The 21,876-nt window shown below is 44.7% G+C and carries 20 protein-coding genes; 9 read left to right on the forward strand and 11 right to left on the reverse strand.

Annotation, left to right across the window (positions count from 1 at the left end; translation table 11 throughout):
• The first annotated feature begins 5 nt into the window (after positions 1-5).
• Entirely contained in the window at positions 6-140 is a 135-nt protein-coding gene (locus ACVFI8_RS16740) for a hypothetical protein (RefSeq protein WP_256469280.1), read from the forward strand.
• A gap of 233 nt (positions 141-373) precedes the next feature.
• Here the strand turns inward: ACVFI8_RS16740 and ACVFI8_RS16745 are convergent, their stop codons facing one another.
• From ACVFI8_RS16745 to ACVFI8_RS16770, 6 genes are all read right to left on the reverse strand, one after another.
• Positions 374-1,129, reverse strand: a complete 756-nt coding sequence (locus ACVFI8_RS16745) for a DUF3943 domain-containing protein (protein ID WP_016402904.1) — start codon at positions 1,127-1,129, stop codon at positions 374-376.
• 121 nt (positions 1,130-1,250) lie between these two features.
• Entirely contained in the window at positions 1,251-2,186 is a 936-nt protein-coding gene (locus ACVFI8_RS16750; protein ID WP_457871985.1) for a LysR family transcriptional regulator, read from the reverse strand.
• Positions 2,187-2,307: 121 nt separating this feature from the next.
• A complete protein-coding gene (locus tag ACVFI8_RS16755; protein WP_457871986.1) occupies positions 2,308-2,961 on the reverse strand; it encodes a DedA family protein in 654 nt (217 codons plus the stop codon).
• 13 nt (positions 2,962-2,974) lie between these two features.
• Positions 2,975-4,066, reverse strand: coding sequence for a calcium:proton antiporter (locus ACVFI8_RS16760; protein ID WP_457871988.1), 1,092 nt, complete (start codon positions 4,064-4,066; stop codon positions 2,975-2,977).
• Positions 4,067-4,177: 111 nt separating this feature from the next.
• On the reverse strand, positions 4,178-5,986 hold the full coding sequence (locus tag ACVFI8_RS16765) for a mechanosensitive ion channel family protein (protein WP_457871990.1): 1,809 nt from the start codon (positions 5,984-5,986) through the stop codon (positions 4,178-4,180).
• Positions 5,987-6,045: 59 nt separating this feature from the next.
• Complete coding sequence (locus ACVFI8_RS16770) at positions 6,046-7,119, reverse strand: alpha/beta hydrolase (RefSeq protein ID WP_248712435.1); 1,074 nt, start codon at positions 7,117-7,119, stop codon at positions 6,046-6,048.
• 253 nt (positions 7,120-7,372) lie between these two features.
• On the opposite strand from ACVFI8_RS16770, the gene ACVFI8_RS16775 reads away from it, so the two are divergent.
• The 6 genes from ACVFI8_RS16775 (at position 7,373) to ACVFI8_RS16800 (ending at position 14,246) form a co-directional block, all read left to right on the forward strand.
• Positions 7,373-7,846 (forward strand): DUF302 domain-containing protein, encoded by a 474-nt coding sequence (locus ACVFI8_RS16775; protein WP_248712434.1) that lies wholly within the window; start codon positions 7,373-7,375, stop codon positions 7,844-7,846.
• Between the two features lie 315 nt (positions 7,847-8,161).
• Positions 8,162-10,198 carry a methyl-accepting chemotaxis protein gene (locus ACVFI8_RS16780; protein ID WP_248712433.1) on the forward strand — a complete coding sequence of 679 codons (2,037 nt, stop codon included), beginning with the start codon at positions 8,162-8,164 and terminating at the stop codon, positions 10,196-10,198.
• Between the two features lie 294 nt (positions 10,199-10,492).
• Positions 10,493-10,843, forward strand: a complete 351-nt coding sequence (locus tag ACVFI8_RS16785) for a hypothetical protein (protein WP_457871993.1) — start codon at positions 10,493-10,495, stop codon at positions 10,841-10,843.
• A 36-nt stretch (positions 10,844-10,879) separates the two neighbouring features.
• Positions 10,880-12,961 carry a protein-disulfide reductase DsbD family protein gene (locus ACVFI8_RS16790; protein ID WP_457871995.1) on the forward strand — a complete coding sequence of 694 codons (2,082 nt, stop codon included), beginning with the start codon at positions 10,880-10,882 and terminating at the stop codon, positions 12,959-12,961.
• Between the two features lie 3 nt (positions 12,962-12,964).
• The gene (locus ACVFI8_RS16795; protein WP_248712431.1) at positions 12,965-13,759 is read left to right on the forward strand and encodes a DsbA family protein; all 795 of its coding nucleotides are present in this window, start codon (positions 12,965-12,967) and stop codon (positions 13,757-13,759) included.
• Positions 13,749-14,246 (forward strand): protein disulfide oxidoreductase, encoded by a 498-nt coding sequence (locus ACVFI8_RS16800; protein ID WP_248712430.1) that lies wholly within the window; start codon positions 13,749-13,751, stop codon positions 14,244-14,246. Before ACVFI8_RS16795 ends, ACVFI8_RS16800 begins: the two co-directional genes overlap by 11 nt.
• A 34-nt stretch (positions 14,247-14,280) precedes the next feature.
• Here ACVFI8_RS16800 and ACVFI8_RS16805 read toward each other — a convergent pair whose 3' ends face one another.
• From ACVFI8_RS16805 to ACVFI8_RS16815, 3 genes are all read right to left on the reverse strand, one after another.
• On the reverse strand, positions 14,281-15,099 hold the full coding sequence (locus ACVFI8_RS16805; RefSeq protein WP_457871996.1) for a substrate-binding periplasmic protein: 819 nt from the start codon (positions 15,097-15,099) through the stop codon (positions 14,281-14,283).
• Between the two features lie 90 nt (positions 15,100-15,189).
• Entirely contained in the window at positions 15,190-15,723 is a 534-nt protein-coding gene (locus ACVFI8_RS16810) for a dihydrofolate reductase family protein (protein WP_457871997.1), read from the reverse strand.
• Between the two features lie 44 nt (positions 15,724-15,767).
• A complete protein-coding gene (locus ACVFI8_RS16815) occupies positions 15,768-16,400 on the reverse strand; it encodes a glutathione S-transferase (RefSeq protein WP_457871998.1) in 633 nt (210 codons plus the stop codon).
• A 416-nt stretch (positions 16,401-16,816) separates the two neighbouring features.
• Between ACVFI8_RS16815 and ACVFI8_RS16820 the strand changes: the two genes are divergently transcribed.
• Positions 16,817-17,146 (forward strand): hypothetical protein, encoded by a 330-nt coding sequence (locus tag ACVFI8_RS16820; RefSeq protein WP_457871999.1) that lies wholly within the window; start codon positions 16,817-16,819, stop codon positions 17,144-17,146.
• Between the two features lie 282 nt (positions 17,147-17,428).
• Here ACVFI8_RS16820 and ACVFI8_RS16825 read toward each other — a convergent pair whose 3' ends face one another.
• On the reverse strand, positions 17,429-17,956 hold the full coding sequence (locus tag ACVFI8_RS16825) for an isochorismatase family protein (RefSeq protein ID WP_457872000.1): 528 nt from the start codon (positions 17,954-17,956) through the stop codon (positions 17,429-17,431).
• Between the two features lie 374 nt (positions 17,957-18,330).
• Between ACVFI8_RS16825 and ACVFI8_RS16830 the strand changes: the two genes are divergently transcribed.
• A complete protein-coding gene (locus ACVFI8_RS16830) occupies positions 18,331-19,902 on the forward strand; it encodes an ankyrin repeat domain-containing protein (RefSeq protein ID WP_457872001.1) in 1,572 nt (523 codons plus the stop codon).
• 147 nt (positions 19,903-20,049) lie between these two features.
• On the opposite strand, the gene ACVFI8_RS16835 is transcribed toward ACVFI8_RS16830, so the two are convergent.
• Positions 20,050-21,510, reverse strand: a complete 1,461-nt coding sequence (locus ACVFI8_RS16835; RefSeq protein WP_457872002.1) for a DUF3360 family protein — start codon at positions 21,508-21,510, stop codon at positions 20,050-20,052.
• Positions 21,511-21,876: the final 366 nt, after the last annotated feature.

The following is a 21,876-nucleotide window of genomic DNA, read 5'->3' on the forward strand; positions in this document are numbered from 1 at the left end:
GATAAATGATGAAACAAAGCTATTTTATTGCCTTTATGTTGTTACTTTTTATTGTGTTACCAAGACTGACGCATTCTTTAGTCAATCCTGACCCTAGCCTAGGTAATGAGTTGAGCATTGAGCTAATTCAAGAAAGCTAGTTTTAACTAGGCTTAGATTCTTTCATTAACGGCACCCTTTGGGTGTCATTTTTTGTTGGGTATTACTTAGCTGTAGTACGCCTAATTGAAAGTAAAGCGAGCTGGTTTAAATGAGTGAGAAAGTAATGGTATTGGCAAGCAATGAGGCCGAGTTTATTTAGGATTTATTACCAAAGGGAAGGTGGAAAAAAGTGAACTCAAGTCGTCCGTGACTGTTAGATGGCTAGTGTTAATTAGTAATGAAAATGTAGGGTGAAGCCGTAGTAGGATTCTTTAGCGCGAACCTCACTTGGCGTTTGCACTGGATTGCTGGTGTTAAAAGTAATACCTGTTTTTATGGTGTCATTCCCGGTAACTCGGTTAATCCCCTTACCAATACTTTCTACTGGGTCCAGTAAAAACAAGGAGGCGTTCCCCAACCTAGTAGAACCCATTACCTCACCGCCACCGGCGCGAATGCGCTGCTCGGTTTGATAGGCCCATTCACCATATAACCAGCCACCGATGGGAGTAACAATTAGATCTTGAATAGATGGTACTTCGGCAAAGGCCTCAATGCCATATTCCCAGTAAAAAGTGCTCATGAGGGTGGTGTAGAGAAAGGAGTTGAACTGGTCGTAACCGCTTTTTCGGGCTACTTGATAATACACCCCGCCAAAGTAAGGGTGGCCAATGTAATTTATTGCCCAATGGTCGTCGTCCCATACCGGACCTTGTCTTACATTGTCCCACCATTTCTGCGCCATGTTGCCGCGGCCTATTTCTGATTTATCCCAGTTGGTCACGGACTCTGGCATTAGGTATAAAGCACCAATTACGCCTGCTCCAAGCCCAAACATTAACTTAGTTTGTGACCATAGGCGCTCTTGGTCTTCGCCGTTTGCAGCGTTAAATAAGGTAACTTCAGGAAATAGATTACTTGAACTGCTTTCGGCAAAACTAGTGGTGCTAAATGTTAAGGCAAGGGCCGCCGCAACAGGCTTTATCATGGTTTCTCCTCTTAATAAAAAGAAGAGAATTTTAGTGACTAAGTCATAAAGCTCACCGGTATATCAAAAATTCACATGTGCATTTCATAGCGCTTGGCTGCGGTGTTTGCTGAAAAAATACTTAGCTCTCGGGTTGCTCAAAATTATTAAAACAGCTGCTAAGTATTTGATGGATTAGTTGGCTAAGTGGCGAACCGCGTCGGGTCTGCAAGTAGTTCCCTACAATTGATATCTCGCGTTGGCTATGAGGAGTATTACTGGGGAGTGGATAGCATTTTAGCTTAGGGTTATTGTAAGTGATAAAGCTGCTAGAGAAAGTTATGGCGTCTGAGCGTTTAAGTTTTTCGGTGATTAACTCAATTTCATGAGTATCTAAGATAACCTTAGCTGAGTAGCTTTTTGCTGCGTAATACTCATGTAAAGCTGAGTGCTTTGAGCCTTGATTTTCTGGAGCCATACGTACAATAGGCAAGTGGTGAATATCGGCAAGTTCTGAGCTTTGGCTGAGTACAGGGTGAGCTTCTCTTGCAACAATCGCTAATTTAACGTTTTTTAAAGTATGGGAGTATACCTCTTGCGGTAAGCTGAGTTCGCCGATTTGCAGAATGTAGTCTAGCTTGGCATTGAGCAGGTAATTTAAGCTATTTGAGTTAACAAAAACTAGCTTAAATTGTGCTTTAGGCAGAGCCTTTTCTAAAGCCTGATAGATCTCAGAGCCAAATACTTCTAGCAAAATTGGAGTGAGGGCTATGCTTACCTCTTCATCAAACTCCAAAGGATTAAAGTTTTGGTAAGTTTGAATAACTTTACTGATAGGCAGCAGCATGTCATCGGCGGCTTCTGCTAACTTTTCTGCTAACTCCGAGGGCTCTATACCGTGGGCTTTTCTTATCACTAATTGCTCGCCGAAGATTTCTTTTAGCTTGGCTAAACCTCGGCTGACACTGGGCTGAGAAATGCCTAAAACTTTGGCTGCTTGGTGGGTATTCTTGGTTTCTACAACTACCTTGAGCAATTTTATGAGATTTAAATCAAGATCGGCCAGTTGTTTATCCATGTTTACCCTGCTGGTTACAAAAATGTTAGCGCAATAGGGTGATAGTAAACACGAATAGCCAGCTTAGCAATGCTAGTGCAATAGGAAGAAGAGGAAAGCAATCCCTTGCTATCAATAGTTTTTACAAAGACTTAATCCGCTTACCTCGGCTGCTTAGGCGATACAGTATACCCACAATCGCCACTAACATAAGCACTAGGCTACTGAGGATAAAAATCCGAGTGAGTAGATGTTGGTAAGCATATACTAAAGGGTTAATGGTGATCCACTTGCCTACTAGTAGCAGTAGGCAAACCCACATTAAGGCACTGGTAAGGCTCATCAATACAGTTTTTGAAGATTTAAACTCTGCTGCTCCCATTAGCATTGGCGTAACAACGCGTACAAAAGGAATAAAGCGAGAAACCAGCAGGGCGATAAAACCAAAGCGCCTTAACAAGGTGTTTGCCCGCTGCATGGTATCGCTAGGAACTGCTCGCTTAGCATGGCTCATTAGCTTGGTTTTTTGCAAGTAACGGCCTTGTAAGTAAGCGATGCAGGTTCCCAAACCCGCTCCTAAACTCAGTAATGCAAAGGTGCTGGTAAAATCTAGTATGCCTAAACCGATAAGGGTTCCAGCAAATAGCACTAAGCTATCGCCGGGTAGTGGCAGAAATACAAAGCTAGATTCAATAAACAAGATCATGAACAGCAAAAACAATAACCAGTTTGTTGAGCTCATATCTCGTAATGATTCAAAGTCGCTGTTATAAATCATCGACAATAATTCAAGCATTTAGCACCTCTTCTTATACAAAAATCAGTACTAGGTACATGGTGAACAGTATTAAGTGAGAAACGCCATTAAGCACGTTGGTTTTAGCGCTCACCACACTCACAGAAGTGGCCAATAAGGTGGCAATAAGCAGGGTAGTATCAATTGCCCCTAAGCCTAGGGTAATGGGTTCTGCCATCAAGCTTGAGATCACTAATACCGTTGGCACGGTGAGTGCTATGCTGGCCAACACTGAACCAAAAAATAGGTTCATGGCACGCTGTAATTGGTTTTTCATGATGGCTTTAACCCCACCAAGGCCCTCTGGCGCTAGCACTAATAGCGCTACAATTAATCCGCCTAGTGCCGCTGGCGCACCTAGATTGCTAATGCCATGGTCGATAGGCATTGCTAAGTTTTTGGCTAGCAAAATAATCACTGCTAGATAGCCCACGAGTAGTAAGAAGTGATAGAGATTGCTCTTTAGTAGGCCGTGTGCTTCGTGTTCGTCTTCATTTTTAGCATCAACAAAGAAGTAGCTATGACTTTTAGTTTGGGTGTAGAGGAAAACAGCATACAAGGCTATCGACACGACAACCAGTGCGATGGTGAAAATGAGCGGCATTGCACCCGCGCTGTTAGTGGGAATAAAGTTAGGCAAAATTAAACACAATACCGACAGTGGAATAATGGCCACCATATAGGAGGTAATGCCTTCACGGCTAAAGGTTTGAGTATGGTAACGCAGCCCGCCTAATACTAAACCAATACCGAGTAAACCATTAAGTACTGCCATAATCACCGCAAACATGGTGTCTCTGGCGAGTACCGGGTTAGCATCTCCGGTTAACATCACCGATGAAATCATCACAACTTCAAGAATAATCACCGAGAGAGTCAGTAATAGGGTGCCATAGGGGTCACCTAGTTTTATGGCTAAGGCATCTGAGTGACGAACTACCGCAAAGATAGCTGCCAATACAATACCGAACAGTACAAGTGTAGTGAACGAGTAAGCGACAATGCCGCTAGTGGGGGCTAGAAAGCTGTCGCCACCTAGCTTAAGAAAAACAACAAGTAGCATCCCCAAAATTAGTATGTGTTCGCGTTTCAAGAAAGCTGTCATGGTGTTGTTCCAAATAGAAGTTAAGGATAAATATTTGACTTCTATTTTGCCTATATGGGGCAATGAGTATATGTATTTCAGCAATTCATATACTCGTCTTTGCCTACATATTTAGTTGAATTGGCTGTCTTTTCTTACTGCCGATGTGGGGACAGGAAAGATAGAGGTGTCTTTAATTTCATAACGGTAGCTGTAACTAAAGTTAGGGAAGGGGAAGCTTTCCTCTTCATGCCACTTTTGCACGGTTTGTTGTGCTTTAAGAACTTGTTCTGCTTCAATAGTTTTAAGCTTACCGGCATATTGGTGCTGAGTTGAAAAGGCCAGTTTTGCGCCAACTTGATCAACAGCTTTGTACAGCATAAATAATAAATCTTCTTGTAATGCCATAAACTCATCGTGATCGCGGCAGCGAATGTACAGTACGATCGAGACTTTAAGTGAATAGCTTCCTAGCCCCATAAATCTAACGCGAGTTGGCTCTTCTTCTACTTTGGGGTGACGCAAAAAATCACGCCGTAAATTCACCAGTAATACTTGCAGTTGCTCTACACTTATTTCGGGTCGAAGTCTAAGTACGTGCTCCATACGCCGTTTATCTCGCCTTTCTAAATTATCGATTTCCATGTTGGCAAATTCAGAGTTAGGTATGGTAATGACTGAGCGCTCTAAAGTCCTAATTCGAGTAGCTCGCAAGCCAATATTTTCGATAACGCCGTAAAGGTTTTTGTCTCCATAGCGACATAGCTCGCCGATTTTTATACCGCCATCGGCGTACAAAGTTAAACCATTGATTAAGTTTTCAAGCAATGGACGAATAGCTAAGGCAATGGCTAAACCACCCACACCTAAGCCCGCCAATATGGGAGAAATCGATACCCCCATAAACTCCAGTGCGTAGAGGCCAAGCAGTACAATGGTAATGCCACCTAGTAATTTTGCCAGTACCAGAATAAGTGAAGAGTCTGGAGAGGTTTCTTGATATTTTTTGGTGGAAATGACTATCGCGAAATAGATAAAAACTGACAACACAAACCATGCTATAAACACGAACTGAACGATAAGTATTAAGCTTGAGCTAAGCTGATACACTATTCCGTATAGCCAAATCCCATCATCTATTATTTTACTAAAGAGCATCATCCACAGGATGTTAAAGATTAGCGCTAGTTGCTTGCCAAATTGCCAATGACGCTCTGTATCATCAAATCGGGCATTCCACCATTTGCCAAACAAAATACTTAGTTTGGTGACTTTTATACTAATTAACGATAAGCCTAGCAGCATCATCCATTGCCATGCTGGAAGCCCTGCGAATAGCTCTTGGCTCCACATAGGGAGGGCCGATATAACACTACGCGATATGAGTGGGCCTGGGTTCAAAATGAACTCTTCATAGAGGTCGTGATGATTGGAGACTTGTTGTTCGCTAATGGTAAACAAGTAGTACTGATGTGATAAGCGGTTCACCGACAAGGCGGAAAATAAATATTGACCTGCTCTTACTCCCTCAAGTTGTTTTTCTATGACTAGGTCAGTACCGCCAATACGCCAGCGAGAATTTAGCCCGCCCTCATCAACGGGCAAGGGCGTAAATTTTGTAGATTCATTTAATTCAAGGCGGTTAAGTATTTCCCTCAATAGTACGATTTTCTCCATCACTACCACGTTGCGATTACGATTGGCAGTGCTGGATAAGTCGAGAGTTTTACTGGCTTGATAAAAGGCTAGTTGCCCTTCTAGTGAGTTGAACTGTTCGGTTCGCCAAGCGCTAATGACTTGTTTCGAGCTGTTGAGAAAACTGTCTACAGTTTGCTGAGGTGATGACAAATCGATACTACGTTGCGTTGGGTTCTGTTGTTCAGTTGCCATTGCCGAAAATGAAAGGCCTATTAAAGCAAAAAACAATATTAAGCGTGTCATATTAAGCAATGTCCTTTGTAACAGGTAATGGCGAGCCCCTTACGGGGCTCGATAGCTATTTAGTTAAGGTGTGTATTAAAAAAGGCGTTTAGTTCGGCTAACGCATCATCTGATTCGGGCAAATTGTGAGCTAGCCCGAGTAAGTAGTCGGCGTGAGACTGCCCGTCATAGATATGCAAATCGGCGCTGACTCCGGCCGCACGAAGCGCGCGGTGCATGCGAACGGTATCGCTAAGCAGTAAATCACGAGTGCCTGAAATTAGCAGCGTTGGTGGAAAGTTGTTTAGCTCTCCATACACGGGAGATATCAAAGGGTTTTCCAAGTTGTTGTTAGCGGCATACAAGTCGAAAGTACTTTGAAGCAGACCTGCGCGGCGACCTAGAGGATCTAGCCCTTCTAGGGTTAACCAACTATCGCTGGTGTGTGCAAGATCGGTAGCGGGAGTGCCAGCAAAGAGTGCTCCAGGCATAGGTAGCCCTTGTTCTTTCAGCCGCAAAGTGGTGGTTAGGGTTAAATTACCGCCGGCCGAGGTACCAAATATTACGGTTTTGCTGGCTTCTTGCTTACTGGTGATATCTTTCCATACTGCAACTGCATCGTCGATGGCTGCCGGAAAGGGATGAAGAGGCGGTTTACGGTAATCTACCGAGATCACTTTTACACCTAGGCCGTTTGCCATCCATATTGCTTCACGTAGGGCTGCTTCTTCGCCACCAAAGACAAATGCTCCGCTATGCAAATGCATAAAGTAGTGGTCGGCATAGCGTGGATTAATGGTTGCAGGGGTCACCACAAAGGTCTCTACGCCTGCAATGGAGTTTTTCTCAACACTTACGTCGAGCTCTTTAGCCGCTTTTAATGCAAGCTGGGCAGGTTCTTTATTCGCGAACTTTACAGCCTTTAGCCATTCCTCTGTAGATTCAGGCGTGGCTGGCATTGCTTCACCCACTTGGCGCTTATCAATCACTGACTCTAGCGTGCTAGAAATACCAACCGGATTAGGGATGTTGTGGTGGTGAATGGCAGCGCTAAGCTGCGCACTTAGCGTGCTAGCCAAAATGCTCGGGCTCGCCACTAATAAGCCAATGCCTGCTGCGAGTAGTGTGCGTTTAAATGTTTTTGATTTGATCATTGCGTGCACTCCAGTCGTGACTTTATGGCTGGCCTTTGCATTGTCCAGCAGTTATGGGCAGGAGAATAGAGCGAATACCTAATGAATTGGGGAATTATAGAAATTCATTTTTGTTGTTTTGCTAGCTCCAACCTGCATTAAAGGCATACTTGTAGAAATGCAAGCTTAATAATGCACTAGACTTGTTGATGAGTTGCAATACAGCTAAAGGGTTGTTTTGTAGTTGTTTACCAATTAATGAGGATGAAAGCGCATGAGGAAATTTGAGCAAGCGGCAAAATTGAGAACAATAACTTTTTTGCTTATGTGTTGTAGCGTATTCGCAGCAGATGCTAGTAGCGATGGTGTAATCAGTGTCGCTAGCCAACATAATGTGGCGCAAACGGCTGAACGTATGTTGCAGATCCTTGAGAAAAAAGGCATGACCGTTTTTAATCATGTGAAACATTCGCAAGGTGCGGCTAAGGTAGATATTGAGCTGAGAGATACCGAGTTGCTGATTTTTGGCAATCCTAAAGTAGGTTCACCACTCATGAAATGCCAACAGCTGATCGCGCTAGATTTACCGCAAAAAGCCTTAATCTGGCAAGATGAAGCTGGCAAGGTGTGGATTTCTTATAACGACCCTGAGTATTTGGCCAAGCGTCATCAAATGAATGGCTGTGAGCCGGTATTAGCTAAAGTGGCTGGCGCCTTAGCTGGTATATCTAAAGCCGCGGCAAACTAAGCGGCGTTAGTTGGTGTTATCTCTTGTTAAATAAGCAAGCCTAATGAGGCTTGCTTGGTACGTTTTTTTGCCTACCTTTGCACCTTTTTTCGTAAATTCATCAACAAATTATCAGTGCTTTTTGTGACACTTATCGCGGACTAAAATATTGAAGAAACCGCCATAAAGTGCCTGTGCTGGGCCATTGTTGATATAAAACAAACAAATCTCCTATCCGCTAAATCGGTCGTTTACTTCACTAATCGAATTATTTAGATTACTTTTATAGATATCTTGTTGACTTTTTAGTCAGCCCGTTTGTTAAAAGGAGTTAACATGATTAACGGATTTAGGAATAAAAGTATTTCGCTGCAACTACAGCTGATCATTGGGCTGGTCGTTTTGCTGGGTTTAGCGGCTATGGCGAGTTTGGTTTATAACAAAGCATCAAAAGCCTTGTTTGAACAAGCGATGGTAAATCATGAATCTAAGGTTCAAGCCGTGGCTTCATTGGTGGCGGGTCAGTTTGCTTCTTACCTAGAGCGGGCGCATGACTTAGAAGCTTCATTTCGTAATGGCTACGTAAATGGCTTGGCAGTGGCTAACCGTGAAGTAGATTTTCAGCAATTTAAAGTAAAAGACCTGCATGTGCGAGGCGCGTCACTCGTGGGTAATAGCCGCTACGTAGACCGATTTACCCAAGATACTAGCGCAGTGGCGACGTTGTTTAGTGCGTCTGGTGATGATTTTGTACGGGTGGCCACCTCGCTAAAAGATAACCAAGGCGAACGGGCTGTTGGTACGCGTTTAGGCACCAATCACCCAGGATATAGCACGCTAATCAGTGGTAAACCTTATCATGCTAAGGTGTCACTGTTTGGCAAAGAGTACCTCACCTATTATTACCCGCTTAAAAATGAACAAGGTAAAGTCGCCGCTTTAAGTTTCATTGGTGTGCCCATCGACAGCGTCACTACAGAGATTTTTAGTAATCTTTCGCAAATTAAATGGGGTGATACTGGTTACACCATCGTGGTAGATAACAACCCTAACAATTTACTTGGAGACTACCTGCTTCACCCGCAAATTGAAGCGGGAAATTCGATTATCGATCGCACAGACTTTAATGGCGATAAACCTTTTGCCGTGCTATTTGAACAAAGCAGCGGCAGGCTGATATATCCTTATCAGTATCAAGGCACAGTGGGTGACAAATACTTAGTATTTGCAGATGTACCCGGCTGGAACTGGAAGGTATTAGGCGGCACCTTTGTTAGTGAGGTCACCAAAGCTAGCCACGACTTGCTGGTTATTATTCTGCTGGTATCGGTCTCTCTGGCGGTTTTTGTCGTGATTGCACTGAGCCTATTTGTTCGCCGTATGACCAAACCTATTGAAGAGTTAAGCGCTAATATGCAGCGTATGGGGGCCGGGGAGGTCAGCGTTAAAATTGCCCAGGGTAACCACCAATCTAACAATGAAGTGCAGCGCCTTACCGCGGGTGTTAATCAAATGGCGAGCAAGCTTAATGTATTGGTGGGCAATATTCGCGCTACCAGTGAAGACTTACAGGGCAAATCTACCAGTGTATATTCAGATGCAGAAAGCAGTTTGGTGCAGTTAGATAACCAGCAGGCTCAGGTGGACCAAGTGGCTGCCGCCATTGAAGAAATGTCATCTTCGGCGGCGTCAGTCGCGGAGCAAGTAGAAGATATTGCCAATAGCGTAAGGGCTGCTGATACCAATAGTCAGCAAGGGGCAGAGTTGGTTGAGCGAATGGTGAGCGAGATCGATTTACTTAATCAGCAATTGCATTCTTCTGCTGAAGCCATTGAGTTAGTGGGCAAAGAGAGCAACAACATCCAAGATGTGACTAAGATGATCAATGACATTGCTGATCAAACTAACTTATTGGCACTGAATGCCGCTATTGAAGCAGCGCGAGCTGGCGAGCAAGGGCGTGGTTTTGCGGTGGTAGCCGATGAGGTAAGAACCCTCGCTCAGCGCACTCAAGAGTCGGTTAAAGAGGTTGAAGATATAATCGGTAAATTACAAAGCAGCACCAATAATGCTGTTACCTTGATGGGCGAGAGTAAAAAACGCGGCGAGTTTTTCACCGAGCACGCCGCTAAAACCGGCGAAGCGCTAAACGGAATTACCCAGCAAGTGGCAACGATAGCGAGTCAATCTGAAACCATCGCCGCCACTACCGAGCAGCAGTCGCAAGTGTCCCAAGAAATTGCCGCTAATGCATCGCAAATTAGCTCTCTCACCAACGATAGCCGGGATACCGCCGCGCAAACCGCCAGCAGTGCGACCCATTTGCAAAGCTTGTCTTTAGAGCTTCGTCAACAAATGGCGCAGTTTAGCTAAGTGCTTATCACTCGAGTAAGTACTGCTTGCTCGAGTGACTTCCTCTTTCAATACTTACAGGTCTAACGCTGATACCTGCATGAGCTAGCCTGGCGCTGAAAAAGGTCTGTGTAGGCAGGTGCTTAAGCTCATCGCTAATGGCATTATTTAACATCTCTCCTATCTCTAAATAAGCAGGAAATTTAATGCGTGGTTTCCTGTTCTAATCTCATTAAGCGCAATAATCTACGGGTTTTGCTTGTAATCAATCAGTGGTATCAGTAAAAAGTAGTCATTACATCGTTAACCCAAATTATGTTGTTTAAACAAAGCCAATATAAAGCCCGAGTGAGTTTACTGCTATTAGCCGCGTTGCTAGCTGTGTGCGTGGCTAAAAATGTTGGGCTTAACTTTGCTTGCCCCAATGCGCACCTTGTTAGCAATGACCCGCTAAGCAGCCAATTGCACAGCAATGAGAGTTGTCAGTTTGCCGAACATTTATTAAAGCAACATGTGCAAACCCTAGAACAGCTGTTTGTGGTGGTTTTATTTTTGTCGTTAAGTTGGGTAAGCGTGCTTTGCGTTACTTGCTACCGACCATTGGTTAAACCCAGTATTCCGCCGCCGCGGCGACTGTATCTTAGAGAGTGTCATTTTCGAGAGTAAAAACTAACGCATTTTTCGCGTTTACTTTTTTAATTTTTGGAGATGATATTGAACACATTACTACGAATAGCGCTGCTATTTAGCTTATGTTTATCTAGTTTGGCTTTTGGTCAAAGTAGCGGATGGTTAAGCTCGCCACAGCACCCGCCTGCCCAAGTGCGGCTAATGTTAACCGGAGAACTAGACACCGACAGCAAGCGTTTACCAGCAGTGCTGCAGGTGAAACTCGCTGATGACTGGAAAACCTATTGGCGCTCACCCGGTGAGGGAGGGATCGCCCCCAGCATTAGTTGGCAAGGCTCTACTAACTTTGAATCTGCCGAGTGGTTTTGGCCAGTGCCAGAGCGTTTCTCGCTACTCGGCTTGCAAACCTATGGGTACCAGCAGAATGTCGATTTTCCGCTACTGCTCACCCTTAACTCATTAACCGAAGCTACCACGCTGCGAGGCGTACTCACCTTATCCACGTGTACCAATGTTTGTGTGCTCACCGATTACCCGTTTTCGCTGGCTTTTACACCAACCAAGCTGCGAGTAGACAGCGAAGCGATGTACTTCTACAACAAAGCGAAAGTGGCGGTACCACTAGTGCTTAATGGCAGTGCTAGCGAGTTTATATGGGATGCAAGCCAACAGCGTCTGCAAGTAAACCTTGTTAGTGATGCGCCGTGGCAGCAGCCCCAAGTAGTGGTAGATGGTGACCCCGATACCACCTTCAAGTTACTGAACTTGGAGTCTCAGTCAGATGGTTTAAGCGCGCTTTTTAGCGCTGAAAATTGGCTAGGTGAACCACAGCTGTTGAATAAAACACTGAGCTTAACGGTTTTTGATAAACAGCAGGCTTTTGAATATCAAGCAGAGGTACGTGCAGGCTCGGTAGTGCTTGAGTCGGTATCTTGGCTTAAATTATTGGTGTTTGCCTTATTGGGCGGCTTAATTCTTAATATTATGCCCTGTGTATTGCCGGTGCTTGGCATGAAACTTAGCTCGGTTATTGCCGCGCCTCATCAACAGCAAGGGACAATCCGTAGGCAGTTTATGGCCTCTGCTGCCGGCATTGTTGTGTCGTTTTGGCTATTAGCTGGCTTCGTCTTGCTGCTGAAGTTTAGTGGCCAGGCGGTGGGCTGGGGCGTGCAGTTTCAGCAGCCTTGGTTTATTGCCTTTATGGTCTTAGTGACCAGCTTGTTTGCCTTTAACATGTTGGGTGCGTTTGAAATAAGCCTACCTTCAACTTGGCAAACCCGGCTAGCAAGCATCGGTGGAAATGGCTATGTAGGGCACTTTCTACAAGGCATGTTTGCTACCTTGTTAGCAACACCATGTAGTGCGCCGTTTTTGGGTACCGCTGTGGCTTTTGCGTTAGGGGCTGACAGCGCAAGCTTAGTGGTTGTGTTTACCGCCTTGGCGATAGGCATGGCCTTGCCTTGGTTATTAGTGGCTGCATTTCCTAAGCTTGCTCAAGTCTTGCCTAAACCGGGTAAATGGATGGGCTTGGTGAAACTGATATTTTCACTGATGTTATTAGCCACCAGTTTATGGCTAGTAAGCTTGCTGGCTAATTTTGTGGCGATGCCAATAGTGTTGAGTTTGATAGCAGTATTGGTGCTGTTATTCATCTTGTTTGTAGCCAAGCAACACGGCGCTAAAGTATTGCTGATAAGCCTAAGCGCTATGGTGTTATTGGGCGGGGGAATCGCTTTAATAGGCGCAATGACCAGTGAACAATGGGCTAAGGCTTTACCTACCGATCTAGTATGGCAGCCGCTTCAGCATAGCAATATTCAGCAGCAAGTCGCTCAGGGCAAAGTGGTGTTTGTTGATGTGACAGCAGATTGGTGTATTACTTGTAAAGCCAACAAAGTGGGAGTGACCTTACAAGATCCTACTTATAGTTTGTTAAAGCAGCCGTCTACCCTATTAGTTAAAGGTGATTGGACAAAGCCCTCCGCGGTGGTGAGCGAGTTTTTACAAAGCTATCAGCGCTTTGGCGTACCATTTAATATTGTATACGGCCCCGCTGCCCCAGAGGGCATAGCGCTTCCCGTAATCTTAAGCCACCAAGCGATAGAGCAAGCCTTTGCTCAAGCCGCTGGTGCCGCTGGTCTCATTCAGGAATAAATAATGATTAACACGACGATTCAATACACGGTTCATCGTTTTCGCCCTTGGCTGTTTAGTCTGTTACTTATCGGCATGTTTAGCCCTTACGGGCATGCTGAAACGTCCAGTTTTAGCGACCAACAGCGCGCCGAACTAAAAGTGCTGATCCGAGATGCCATGGTGCAAGATCCTGAGATTTTGCGTGACGCCATTATAGCTTTTCAAGCCTACCAAGAGCTGCAACAGCAACTAGGCGTAAGCGGAGTAATCAAACAGCAAGCCAATAACTTGTTTACTAACTCAAATGACCCATGGATGGGCAGTGATAACCCGACAATTACCCTTGCTTATTTTACCGATTTTAACTGTCCATACTGTAAGCGGGTAGAGCCTTCATTAGCGAAGTTAGTGGAAGAGTTTCCGCAGCTACGGGTGGTGATTAAAATGGTACCTCTCTTGGGGCCTAGCTCTGAAGAAGCGTCGTTATTTGCGCAAACCATATGGTTAGAGCAGCCGCAGAAATTTATGGACTTGCATACTAAATTGATGGCTAGCCCAAGCCGTTTAACGAGTGAGTCAATTGCCAACGTCGCTAAGCTTACTGGCAATCAACAATGGTTAACGGCCGCTAAGCAGAACCCACAAGCTAAACAAATCTTAGATGACAATCTGCAGTTAATGACCCAGTTGAACATTGGTGGTACACCAAGCTTGGTATTTAGCGACAGCTTGATCCCTGGTTTAGTGCCTTATGAGCAAATTAAGCAACAGATTGAGCTTGAGTTAAAAGGCTTGGAGGCGGCAAATGAAGAGTAAACTTTGGAGCGGCTTAAAACAGCTATTGTCCATGCTGTTTTTTGTTACTGTGGTGAGTATTGGCGTTGATTTGTGGCGTTCTCAAGATGTGCCAGAGGGCGAGCTGCCGCAGTTAAGCGCGCTGAGCGTAGCGGGAGAACACATAGATTTACAAGCCTTAAGTAAAGACCAACCGGTGCTCCTGTACTTTTGGGGCTCGTGGTGTGGGGTATGTAACTTTGTGAGCCCCGCAGTAAACACGTTGTCTAAGCATTTTAATGTGGTCACTGTCGCGCTGCGCTCGGGCGAGCAGGCAAAAATGCAAGCTTACTTAAACCATCATAACTATCAGTTTAATGTAGTGAACGACCCACAATCGAAACTGGGTGCACAGTGGGGCATTTCGGTAACGCCTACTTTAATGGTCATAAAAAACGGCGAGTTAAAACACTATACCGCTGGGTTTACTACCTTACCCGGTATGTGGTGGCGAATGTTAATGGCCTAAGCGTATAGCTATAAGTTGTTACTCAACGCCGCAGCTAATTAGCTGCGGCGTTGCTGTTTTTAGGTGCGGAGAAATCATGAGTAATTAACTCTGCTTGATCAATGATATCTTGATAAGTGCCCGATTCTTTTAGCTTTTTTAAGCCACGGTTAAATGCGGCTAACAGTTGCTCGCTACGAGACGGCTGGTGTTTAGAAAAAATAACATGGGTGTAGGTTTGTTGGATGGGCTTAGGGTGGTGAGTGAACAAAGCCGCTTGTTCTGCCGAGAAGTGTTGCTTGATCAGTTGATGACCCACGTGCACGTCGGAGGGAAACAAACGGATCCGATTTATTAGCATTTTCTTCAGGTTTAATAAATCTGAAGAAACATATTCTACATCTATTTCACCTTTCTCTGCCGCTAAATCAAATTCATAGCCATAGGTGTATTGTTCACTCGCGCCTATTTTAAGCCCCTTGAAATCACTCACAGTTTGCCAATCAAAAGGGGCGCTTTTTAAATGAAAAATAACCTTATTGTGCCAAAATACAGGATCACTAAATAATACTTGCTGGCCTTTAGCCGGCGTTTTAGCCCACGTTAATGAGCCATCGGCTTGGCCCTGTTCTACATACATGTAAGCTCTTGCCCAGGGTAAAAACTCATATTGTACTTGATAGCCTTCAAGAGCAAAGGCTTGGCGAACTATCTCAGAGTAAAAGCCTTGATGCGGTAAAGATTGCGAGGTAAAGGGGGGCCATTCTCCGTTAGTAAGGGTAATGATTTCACTACTTTGGGCAGAGTTAGCCACCGCACTTAAACTGATAAGTGCAGCAAAATAAAGCCTGCGATAGCAATATTTAATAGCCAAACTGAGTCCTTACTAAGCAAGATTAGTGAAGCCCATTGGCACTAATTAAAACATCAATTGCCTACCATTTGTAGTTTATTTTTTAACCAGTTATTGTTCGCGAATATAGTGGCTTTGCACGAGTTGGTCTAACAGCACGCTGGTTGATTGATGTTTAAACGCTTTGCTCATCGGTAAATCACCAAAGAGCGGCGCTCCGCCACCTAGCAATATAGGGAAGCGAGTCAGTATCATTTCATCGATTAAGTCATTAGCTAAAAATTGCTGAATAGTCAGGCCTCCATCAATATACAAGTTGTTATAACCTTGTTGGTTGAGTTGTTTGACTAATTGCTTTAGTTCGCCGTTTATTAGTGTTACATCGCCAGTAAAGCCTTCTGGTAGGCTTGTAAGGCTATTGCTTAAAACCATAACGGGTTTGCTGTAAGGCCAATCACAATCAAAACTCATTACCTTTTCAAAGGAATGTCGGCCCATCACGAGGGCATCAATTGAGTCGATGAACGGCTGATAACCGAGATCTAAACCTTGGGGGTTGGGCACACTGTCTAGCCAGTCTAAGCCCTGATCCTTATCAGCGATAAAACCATCTAAGCTAACGGCAATAAAAACGAAATTAGGCATAGGCTCTCCAGTCAAATTGACTATGTTTGTAAAAATAGCTGTTATTAAGGAAAGCGTATTTCTTGCTGGCTGTCTAACCACGTTGGGTATTTTTGCATGATTGAGCGAAACAATGCCGAATCAATAAAGTGTTTTAGCCATGCTTGTAAATAAGGGTAAGGCGCTTGCTCAAACCACCTAAGATCTACTGAGGCAAACTGACGAATAAACGGCAAAATGGCCATGTCGGCAAGGCTTTGTTGCTCGCCCATTAAACAGCGTGTTTGGCTTAGCTGTTGTTCAATTTTTTGTAAAAATACTTCGCCTTGTTGGCGGTAATCTTGGGGGCTTTGCTCTGGAAAACGTACCGCATATTTGTATTTATCTAATAAAGGTTTGAACTGCTTATCGTTTTGCTCAATCCATTGCAACATGCTTGGATAATCTGGCGCTAACCAAGCTTGCGGGTCGGCTTGTTGTAAGGCCCACAGCATAATATCAACGCTCTCATCAATCACGTTGCCTGATTCAAGCTGCAGCACCGGCACGGTGCCTTTAGGTGAAATGTCTAGCATCTCACTGGGTTTATGTTTCAGGATGATTTCTCGCAGCAGTACAGGGGTATTACTCACCGCAATGGCGAGTCGAGCACGCATGGCGTAGGGGCAACGACGAAAGGAATAAAGTGTAGTAGGCATAATGGTTATAAGTCATCGATTTATGCAGACCATACCCAGTTCCAGGTTTTCTCGCAAGGCTTTGCTTATACCCGCTTGCTAATAATTGATACTAGGCAGTGGCTTAATTATTGGCCTTATGAGCGCAGAGCGACTCATTGAACGTTCTCTTGATGAACAGGCGTTCGCCGCTTTGCAGCAATCTGGTCATGCGATGCGAGAAAGCTTGAGCCGGATTGGGTTTTAAGTATTTAAGGCCAATTTCTTTGTTTTTTTGTGTGGCACCACATTACAAGCTGTTGATAATCATTTGATTTAATATTATTTTTTGTATTCTAGAAATAAAGGAATAAGAGAACTTGAATATCGAGTTCTCTTTTATTTTGCGCTCGTAAACTAGATTGCTTGCGTATCAATTGATTGAACTAGGAAATACTATGAAATTCGTTTTTGCGTTTATTACGCTTTTATTTGTCTCTTTTTCTTCAAATGCAGATTACACGGCAAACGTTAGCTCTACTGTACAGTGGGTAAAGATTTACAATAACAGTACCGTGTATTTTAAATTAAATGACCACCCTGTTACGCCATGTGATTATGATTATTTCATTTTAGATACGCTGATGAATGAAGCTGAAACAGAGCGTTTCTTTACTATGTTGTTATCTGCTAAAACGACCAACGCTCCGGTATTAGTAGGGTACGGCACCGCGCCAGAAGATTGCCGTAGTGGCCGTTCTTTGGCATATGCTCTTACCCATTACTAAGTTAACTTAGCTTAGCGAAAAGGGAGGCTTAGGCCTCCTTACATTGACCATGAATAAACCCCCTATGAAACCACTCTAAGTCATGTAGCTTTCGCTTTAAGATTACACTTTCACCCAAAAAACACTCATTAGTTATATTTTTCAGCTCACCTTTTAAATACCTTTATTGTTGATATAAGCGAGCAATAGCTTGTCTTCTGAGGGCACTCATTGGCTTATTGAGCCTTCATTTTATTTTTATCATAGAGTTGCTTGAGAGGGTTTTAATGCGGTCGCTAAACGTTAAAGTAAAGCGACCGCCTCTGCGCAGCTCAGTAGTTGGGGAGGGTTGGGAGCAATTAATTGTGGCCAGTTCCAATTAAAATGCTTAATCAGCTGCTCGGCGCTGGCGTGTGGCCTATCGGCGGTGGTGTGGGCATCGGCAATCACCGTGCTGGCTAAGCCTTGGGCAATGCTGCCTTTAATGGTCGAGTCTACGCAAAAATCGGTAGCGCAGCCGCAAATAGCTATGTGCTCTACCTTTAGTTTGGCTAATTGTAGGCTGAGGTCGGTATTGATAAAGGCATCGCAGCAGGTTTTGGCGATCACCAAATCGGTGTGCTCAAGGCATATTTGCGGGATGAACTGCCAGCCATGGCTGTTTGGTAAAAAATCGGCAGCGTCTTGGTGCTGAATATGAATAACAGGCAGCTGCTTTTGCCTAAAAGACCATGCCAGTTGGTTAATATGCTTGATGACTTGATCTGCTGCAAAGCGCTTAGCGCCTTCAAAGCAGGCATTTTGCATATCTATAATGAGTAAAGCCTGCAAATGTCTCTCCTTGATGACTTATCATCTGTAATGCCGTTAAAAATACCGCAATTACTGTTAGGGCACTAGTACTGCATCCCCCTCTTTTACCCCAAGCTAGGGTTCTTTAGTTCATACAGCTCGGAGTAAGGGTTTCGAGGTTTGCTCTAAGGCTTACAGAAGGCTAAAGCCAAAGCACTTTGTATCAACGACCAGCAAACGCTGTTTATGGTTGATTGATGTTTTGCTGAGGATTTTTAGCCGTTCTTTGTAGGCAAATCAATGTGAAGGCGGTGAAAATCATTAATCTAGCAGGCAAGTGTATTGAATAGCAGTGATCTTGATTGAACGGTGGTGTCAATTGAGAAAGGAAAGCAACGAGGTAGATTTAAACAATGGATGGTTTAGCAACAGTGGTTCGTAAATTTCTAGTGGTTGTATCGTTGGCACTGTTTTGCCACAACGCGTTGGCCCTAACTCCAGAGCTAATCAGCGACAAAAGTGCCCGTTGGGAGTTTAACCAAAATACCAATGATCAAGGTATTACCAGCCTATGGACCCAAACCTTAATCGACGGCAGCATCATGGCGGTGTATTACGATGAGCGTGCGGCCAAGCTAAAGTTTGACTACAAAGAATGGCAAGAGTGGGTGGTGCATATTGGTGAGATCACCGTTGATGGCCGTATGTTGGCGGCTTACAGCCATTGTTACATAGAGGGTTCACCCGCCTGCAAAACCAGCGGCAATTCGTTTGAATTGTTTATGGACAGCGAATCTTTAGAACAGCTTAAAAAAGGCACAGAGTTAAGAACAACCCTTAAATTTAAAGACGGCCAGCTACGTACCTTTGTGGTTGCGCTAAACGGCACCCGCTCCGCCTTAGATAAACTGCAGAGCGCTTGGAAGAAAGCCGGCACCACTGACCTCATGTTTGCATTATTGCGGCGTGACCACCGCAAAGTAAAAGCGCTACTTAATTCAAAACAAGACGTAAACGTCATGGACAGAGCGGGGCGAAGCGCCCTATCTATTGTGCTTCCTGGCCGGTACTACGACGATGAAATCAGTGCTGACGACAAAAAACTGATCCGCTTACTGGTAAAACATGGCGCCGAAATCAATGTGATTGGTCGCAGTGCCACTCTTCATGAACATATTAAAGGCAATGCGTCGCTTGAATTTATCGCCTTTCTATTGGAGCTGGGGGCTGACCCAAACTTCAAAAGCGCAGAAGGTGACCGCCCCATTCTGGCGATAGATAACCACGATAACTTTAAAGCGCTGTATAAACTGCTAGTGGCAAATGGCGCTAATAAATTTGCCACAGGGGCCGACGGCAGCAACCTATTGCATGCGGTGTCTGTTGGGCTTAGTTGGTCTGATGATAATTCAGATAAAATTGAATTTCTTGTTGAGCAAGGCTTTAAGGTTAATGCAAAAGACGACAGTGGCATGACCCCGCTAATTTATGCAGTAATGGGGGGCAATATCGAACATGCCAAGCTGCTCGTTAAAAAAGGCGCCAATACCAACCCCACACTTAACAATGGCAGCAAAGTACAAGACGAGTTTGCAGATACGATATCTCGAGCAGAAGCGAAAGGAAATTGGGAGCACGCGCAAAAGTATAAAAACGCTCTCGAATACTTGCAAAGTGCCGAAGTGGTTCGCATTGCCTTTAAAAATAAAACCGGTTCAATGGTGCAGGTAGCGATACGCTATAAAAATAGTGATGATGAGTGGGTCACTAAAGAGTGGTACAACATTGAAGCTGGTGAAACCAATACTATTGCCCGCACCAATAACCGCGTGTTTTATTACTTTGCCATGACTGACGATGGCGAGTGGAGAGGCACCGATAACTATTACTATGTGCAAGGGTTTGATGAAAAAAAGGGCTTTCGTGAAAAGACCGCACCTAAAAAGTATCGCGGCGATACTTATACGGTATTCTTAAATGATTAATGAGTATGTCGACTCACTGAGCGAGACGTTTTAAGGCTAATACAGTAACACCAGTCTGCGCGTTGCAAACCATCAAACAACAAGCCCTAGTTGAATAGAAAAGCCTAGGCCAGCGTAAAGCGGCCTAGGCTTTGTTGTTACAAGCGTTTATGGATTGATGAGTGCCGGAATACCCGGCAACTGGCCAACCGCTGCCAATGAGCCGACACAGATGACAAATGCCGCACCTGGGATCAGGTATTTGTCTTTAAACGACAGCTCTTTAGCGCGTTCGTGGTCACCAATTAAGCCCATGTTATCAAGCAGCATGGTGCTGGCCCAACCAAACACAGGATTTACAAAAGCACAGGCAAAAATACATATACCAGCACTTAACGAGTCTTTATGCTTATGAATCATTTGCATGCCAGCTTCTAATAAAGGTAAGAATACCCCCACAATTAGCGCAACACGTAGAACCGGCTCCCACATGGCTAAATCCATTGGGTAACCTAGCACTGATGCCAATACACAAAGAAAACCGGTAAGCAAAGCGCCACCAGGAATCGGGCGTTTAGCAATGGCGGCAGGGATCATATAGGTTCCCCATGATGACGCCAGATTACCGCCACCTAATAGCGCACCAACACCTTGGCGAACCGAGGCGCCCATCATGGTATCGTCTACGTCCATTAAAACGCCTTTGGCTTCTTTGGGGTAGTTAAGCTCTTGGAATACTCGGTGACCCAAATAGTCAGGTGACCACATGGCCACTGCGAGTAAAGCAAATGGTGTTACTGCAATAAAATGGCTCAAGGTTGGCCAGCCTAGTTGCCAACCGGTATCTTCACCCCACCAGTAAAAAGGGCTAAAGTGCGGCAGGCCCGGCTCTGTAGTAAAGGCAAAATCGGCCCCTAAAACATAAGCCACAATACCTGCAATGGCAGAACAAAGTGGAATCGCCAACCAGCGTTTATTCACTTTAGCCAAATAGGCGTAAATCAACACTGTAACGCCAATGACCGCAAACGAGATAAACCCCTGATCGCTGGCCGATGCCCAGCTCTCGGTTTTATTGATTTGCCCAATCAAGCCAACAGCGCCTAGGTAAATCAGTAAGCCCCCTCTAACACCCACCCCGGTAAGGGTCATTAACTTAGAGCCCCCCTTGGTAAAGGCGAGTAATAAGCCGAACACACACACCATTAACCCCAAGGCGAGCGGGTGCCCTCCTGCCGCTGCAATTAGCGGAATTAGCGGAATCATTGGCCCGTGAGTACCGGCGAGGTTGGCGTTAGGGTTTAAAATGGCCGAAAACAAGATAACAAATAGCGCACCGGCAATGAGCAGCTCGTAACGTACGTTTTCAGCAACAAATTCGGCGGAAAGGCCAAACTGAGCCGCAAATGCTGCCACCATGGCGGTAACCATAACCACTTTACCGATGGTTGCGGCAAGGGCGGGTACCCAATCTTCTATCTCAATACTGTAGTCACGAAATGGCAAGTGAATGCCCCAGCGACGAAAGCTCATGATTTTTAGATCGTGATTAAGAAACTCCTCCCTACTGTCAAACTCCTGGGCCTTGCGGCGCATATCGCGGTAAAATTTTTGTTTACTTTTAGACATCTAAGCACTTCCTGTGTGTATTTACGGGGTTTACACTGCGCGGTAGCACCCACTTAAGCTCTGTATGCTCACCTTCGGCAAACACGAGACGACATCCCAGACGTTACAGAGCACCTTTAAACAAGCAGCGTTCAAAGAGGGGTCATGGCAGTTTGATTTTCCCGTAAAGGGTAAAAGGTGCAATTTGCACCCGAATATAGAATCCCTTTAGATTTTTGTGAGTGTAAAAGAGCTTAAAAGAGTTAATTTTGATTTAGATAGGGTTATTGGTCGTTGTTCTTTGTTTTTGTATAGGCTTTGATGGTATTTATGATATCGCGCACCTTAAACTAACAGCGGTGACTCTGAAAGTTACTCTGTAAAATC

It is taken from the genome of Agarivorans sp. MS3-6, from assembly GCF_054112545.1.

What these genes read in the sequence shown, in the direction of transcription:
- ACVFI8_RS16740 (WP_256469280.1), top strand. Translation starts at nt 6, where the DNA reads ATGATGAAACAAAGCTATTTTATTGCCTTTATGTTGTTACTTTTTATT.
- ACVFI8_RS16745 (WP_016402904.1), bottom strand. Translation starts at nt 1,129, where the DNA reads ATGATAAAGCCTGTTGCGGCGGCCCTTGCCTTAACATTTAGCACCACT.
- ACVFI8_RS16750 (WP_457871985.1), bottom strand. Translation starts at nt 2,186, where the DNA reads ATGGATAAACAACTGGCCGATCTTGATTTAAATCTCATAAAATTGCTC.
- ACVFI8_RS16755 (WP_457871986.1), bottom strand. Translation starts at nt 2,961, where the DNA reads ATGCTTGAATTATTGTCGATGATTTATAACAGCGACTTTGAATCATTA.
- ACVFI8_RS16760 (WP_457871988.1), bottom strand. Translation starts at nt 4,066, where the DNA reads ATGACAGCTTTCTTGAAACGCGAACACATACTAATTTTGGGGATGCTA.
- ACVFI8_RS16765 (WP_457871990.1), bottom strand. Translation starts at nt 5,986, where the DNA reads ATGACACGCTTAATATTGTTTTTTGCTTTAATAGGCCTTTCATTTTCG.
- ACVFI8_RS16770 (WP_248712435.1), bottom strand. Translation starts at nt 7,119, where the DNA reads ATGATCAAATCAAAAACATTTAAACGCACACTACTCGCAGCAGGCATT.
- ACVFI8_RS16775 (WP_248712434.1), top strand. Translation starts at nt 7,373, where the DNA reads ATGAGGAAATTTGAGCAAGCGGCAAAATTGAGAACAATAACTTTTTTG.
- ACVFI8_RS16780 (WP_248712433.1), top strand. Translation starts at nt 8,162, where the DNA reads ATGATTAACGGATTTAGGAATAAAAGTATTTCGCTGCAACTACAGCTG.
- ACVFI8_RS16785 (WP_457871993.1), top strand. Translation starts at nt 10,493, where the DNA reads ATGTTGTTTAAACAAAGCCAATATAAAGCCCGAGTGAGTTTACTGCTA.
- ACVFI8_RS16795 (WP_248712431.1), top strand. Translation starts at nt 12,965, where the DNA reads ATGATTAACACGACGATTCAATACACGGTTCATCGTTTTCGCCCTTGG.
- ACVFI8_RS16800 (WP_248712430.1), top strand. Translation starts at nt 13,749, where the DNA reads ATGAAGAGTAAACTTTGGAGCGGCTTAAAACAGCTATTGTCCATGCTG.
- ACVFI8_RS16810 (WP_457871997.1), bottom strand. Translation starts at nt 15,723, where the DNA reads ATGCCTAATTTCGTTTTTATTGCCGTTAGCTTAGATGGTTTTATCGCT.
- ACVFI8_RS16815 (WP_457871998.1), bottom strand. Translation starts at nt 16,400, where the DNA reads ATGCCTACTACACTTTATTCCTTTCGTCGTTGCCCCTACGCCATGCGT.
- ACVFI8_RS16820 (WP_457871999.1), top strand. Translation starts at nt 16,817, where the DNA reads ATGAAATTCGTTTTTGCGTTTATTACGCTTTTATTTGTCTCTTTTTCT.
- ACVFI8_RS16830 (WP_457872001.1), top strand. Translation starts at nt 18,331, where the DNA reads ATGGATGGTTTAGCAACAGTGGTTCGTAAATTTCTAGTGGTTGTATCG.
- ACVFI8_RS16835 (WP_457872002.1), bottom strand. Translation starts at nt 21,510, where the DNA reads ATGTCTAAAAGTAAACAAAAATTTTACCGCGATATGCGCCGCAAGGCC.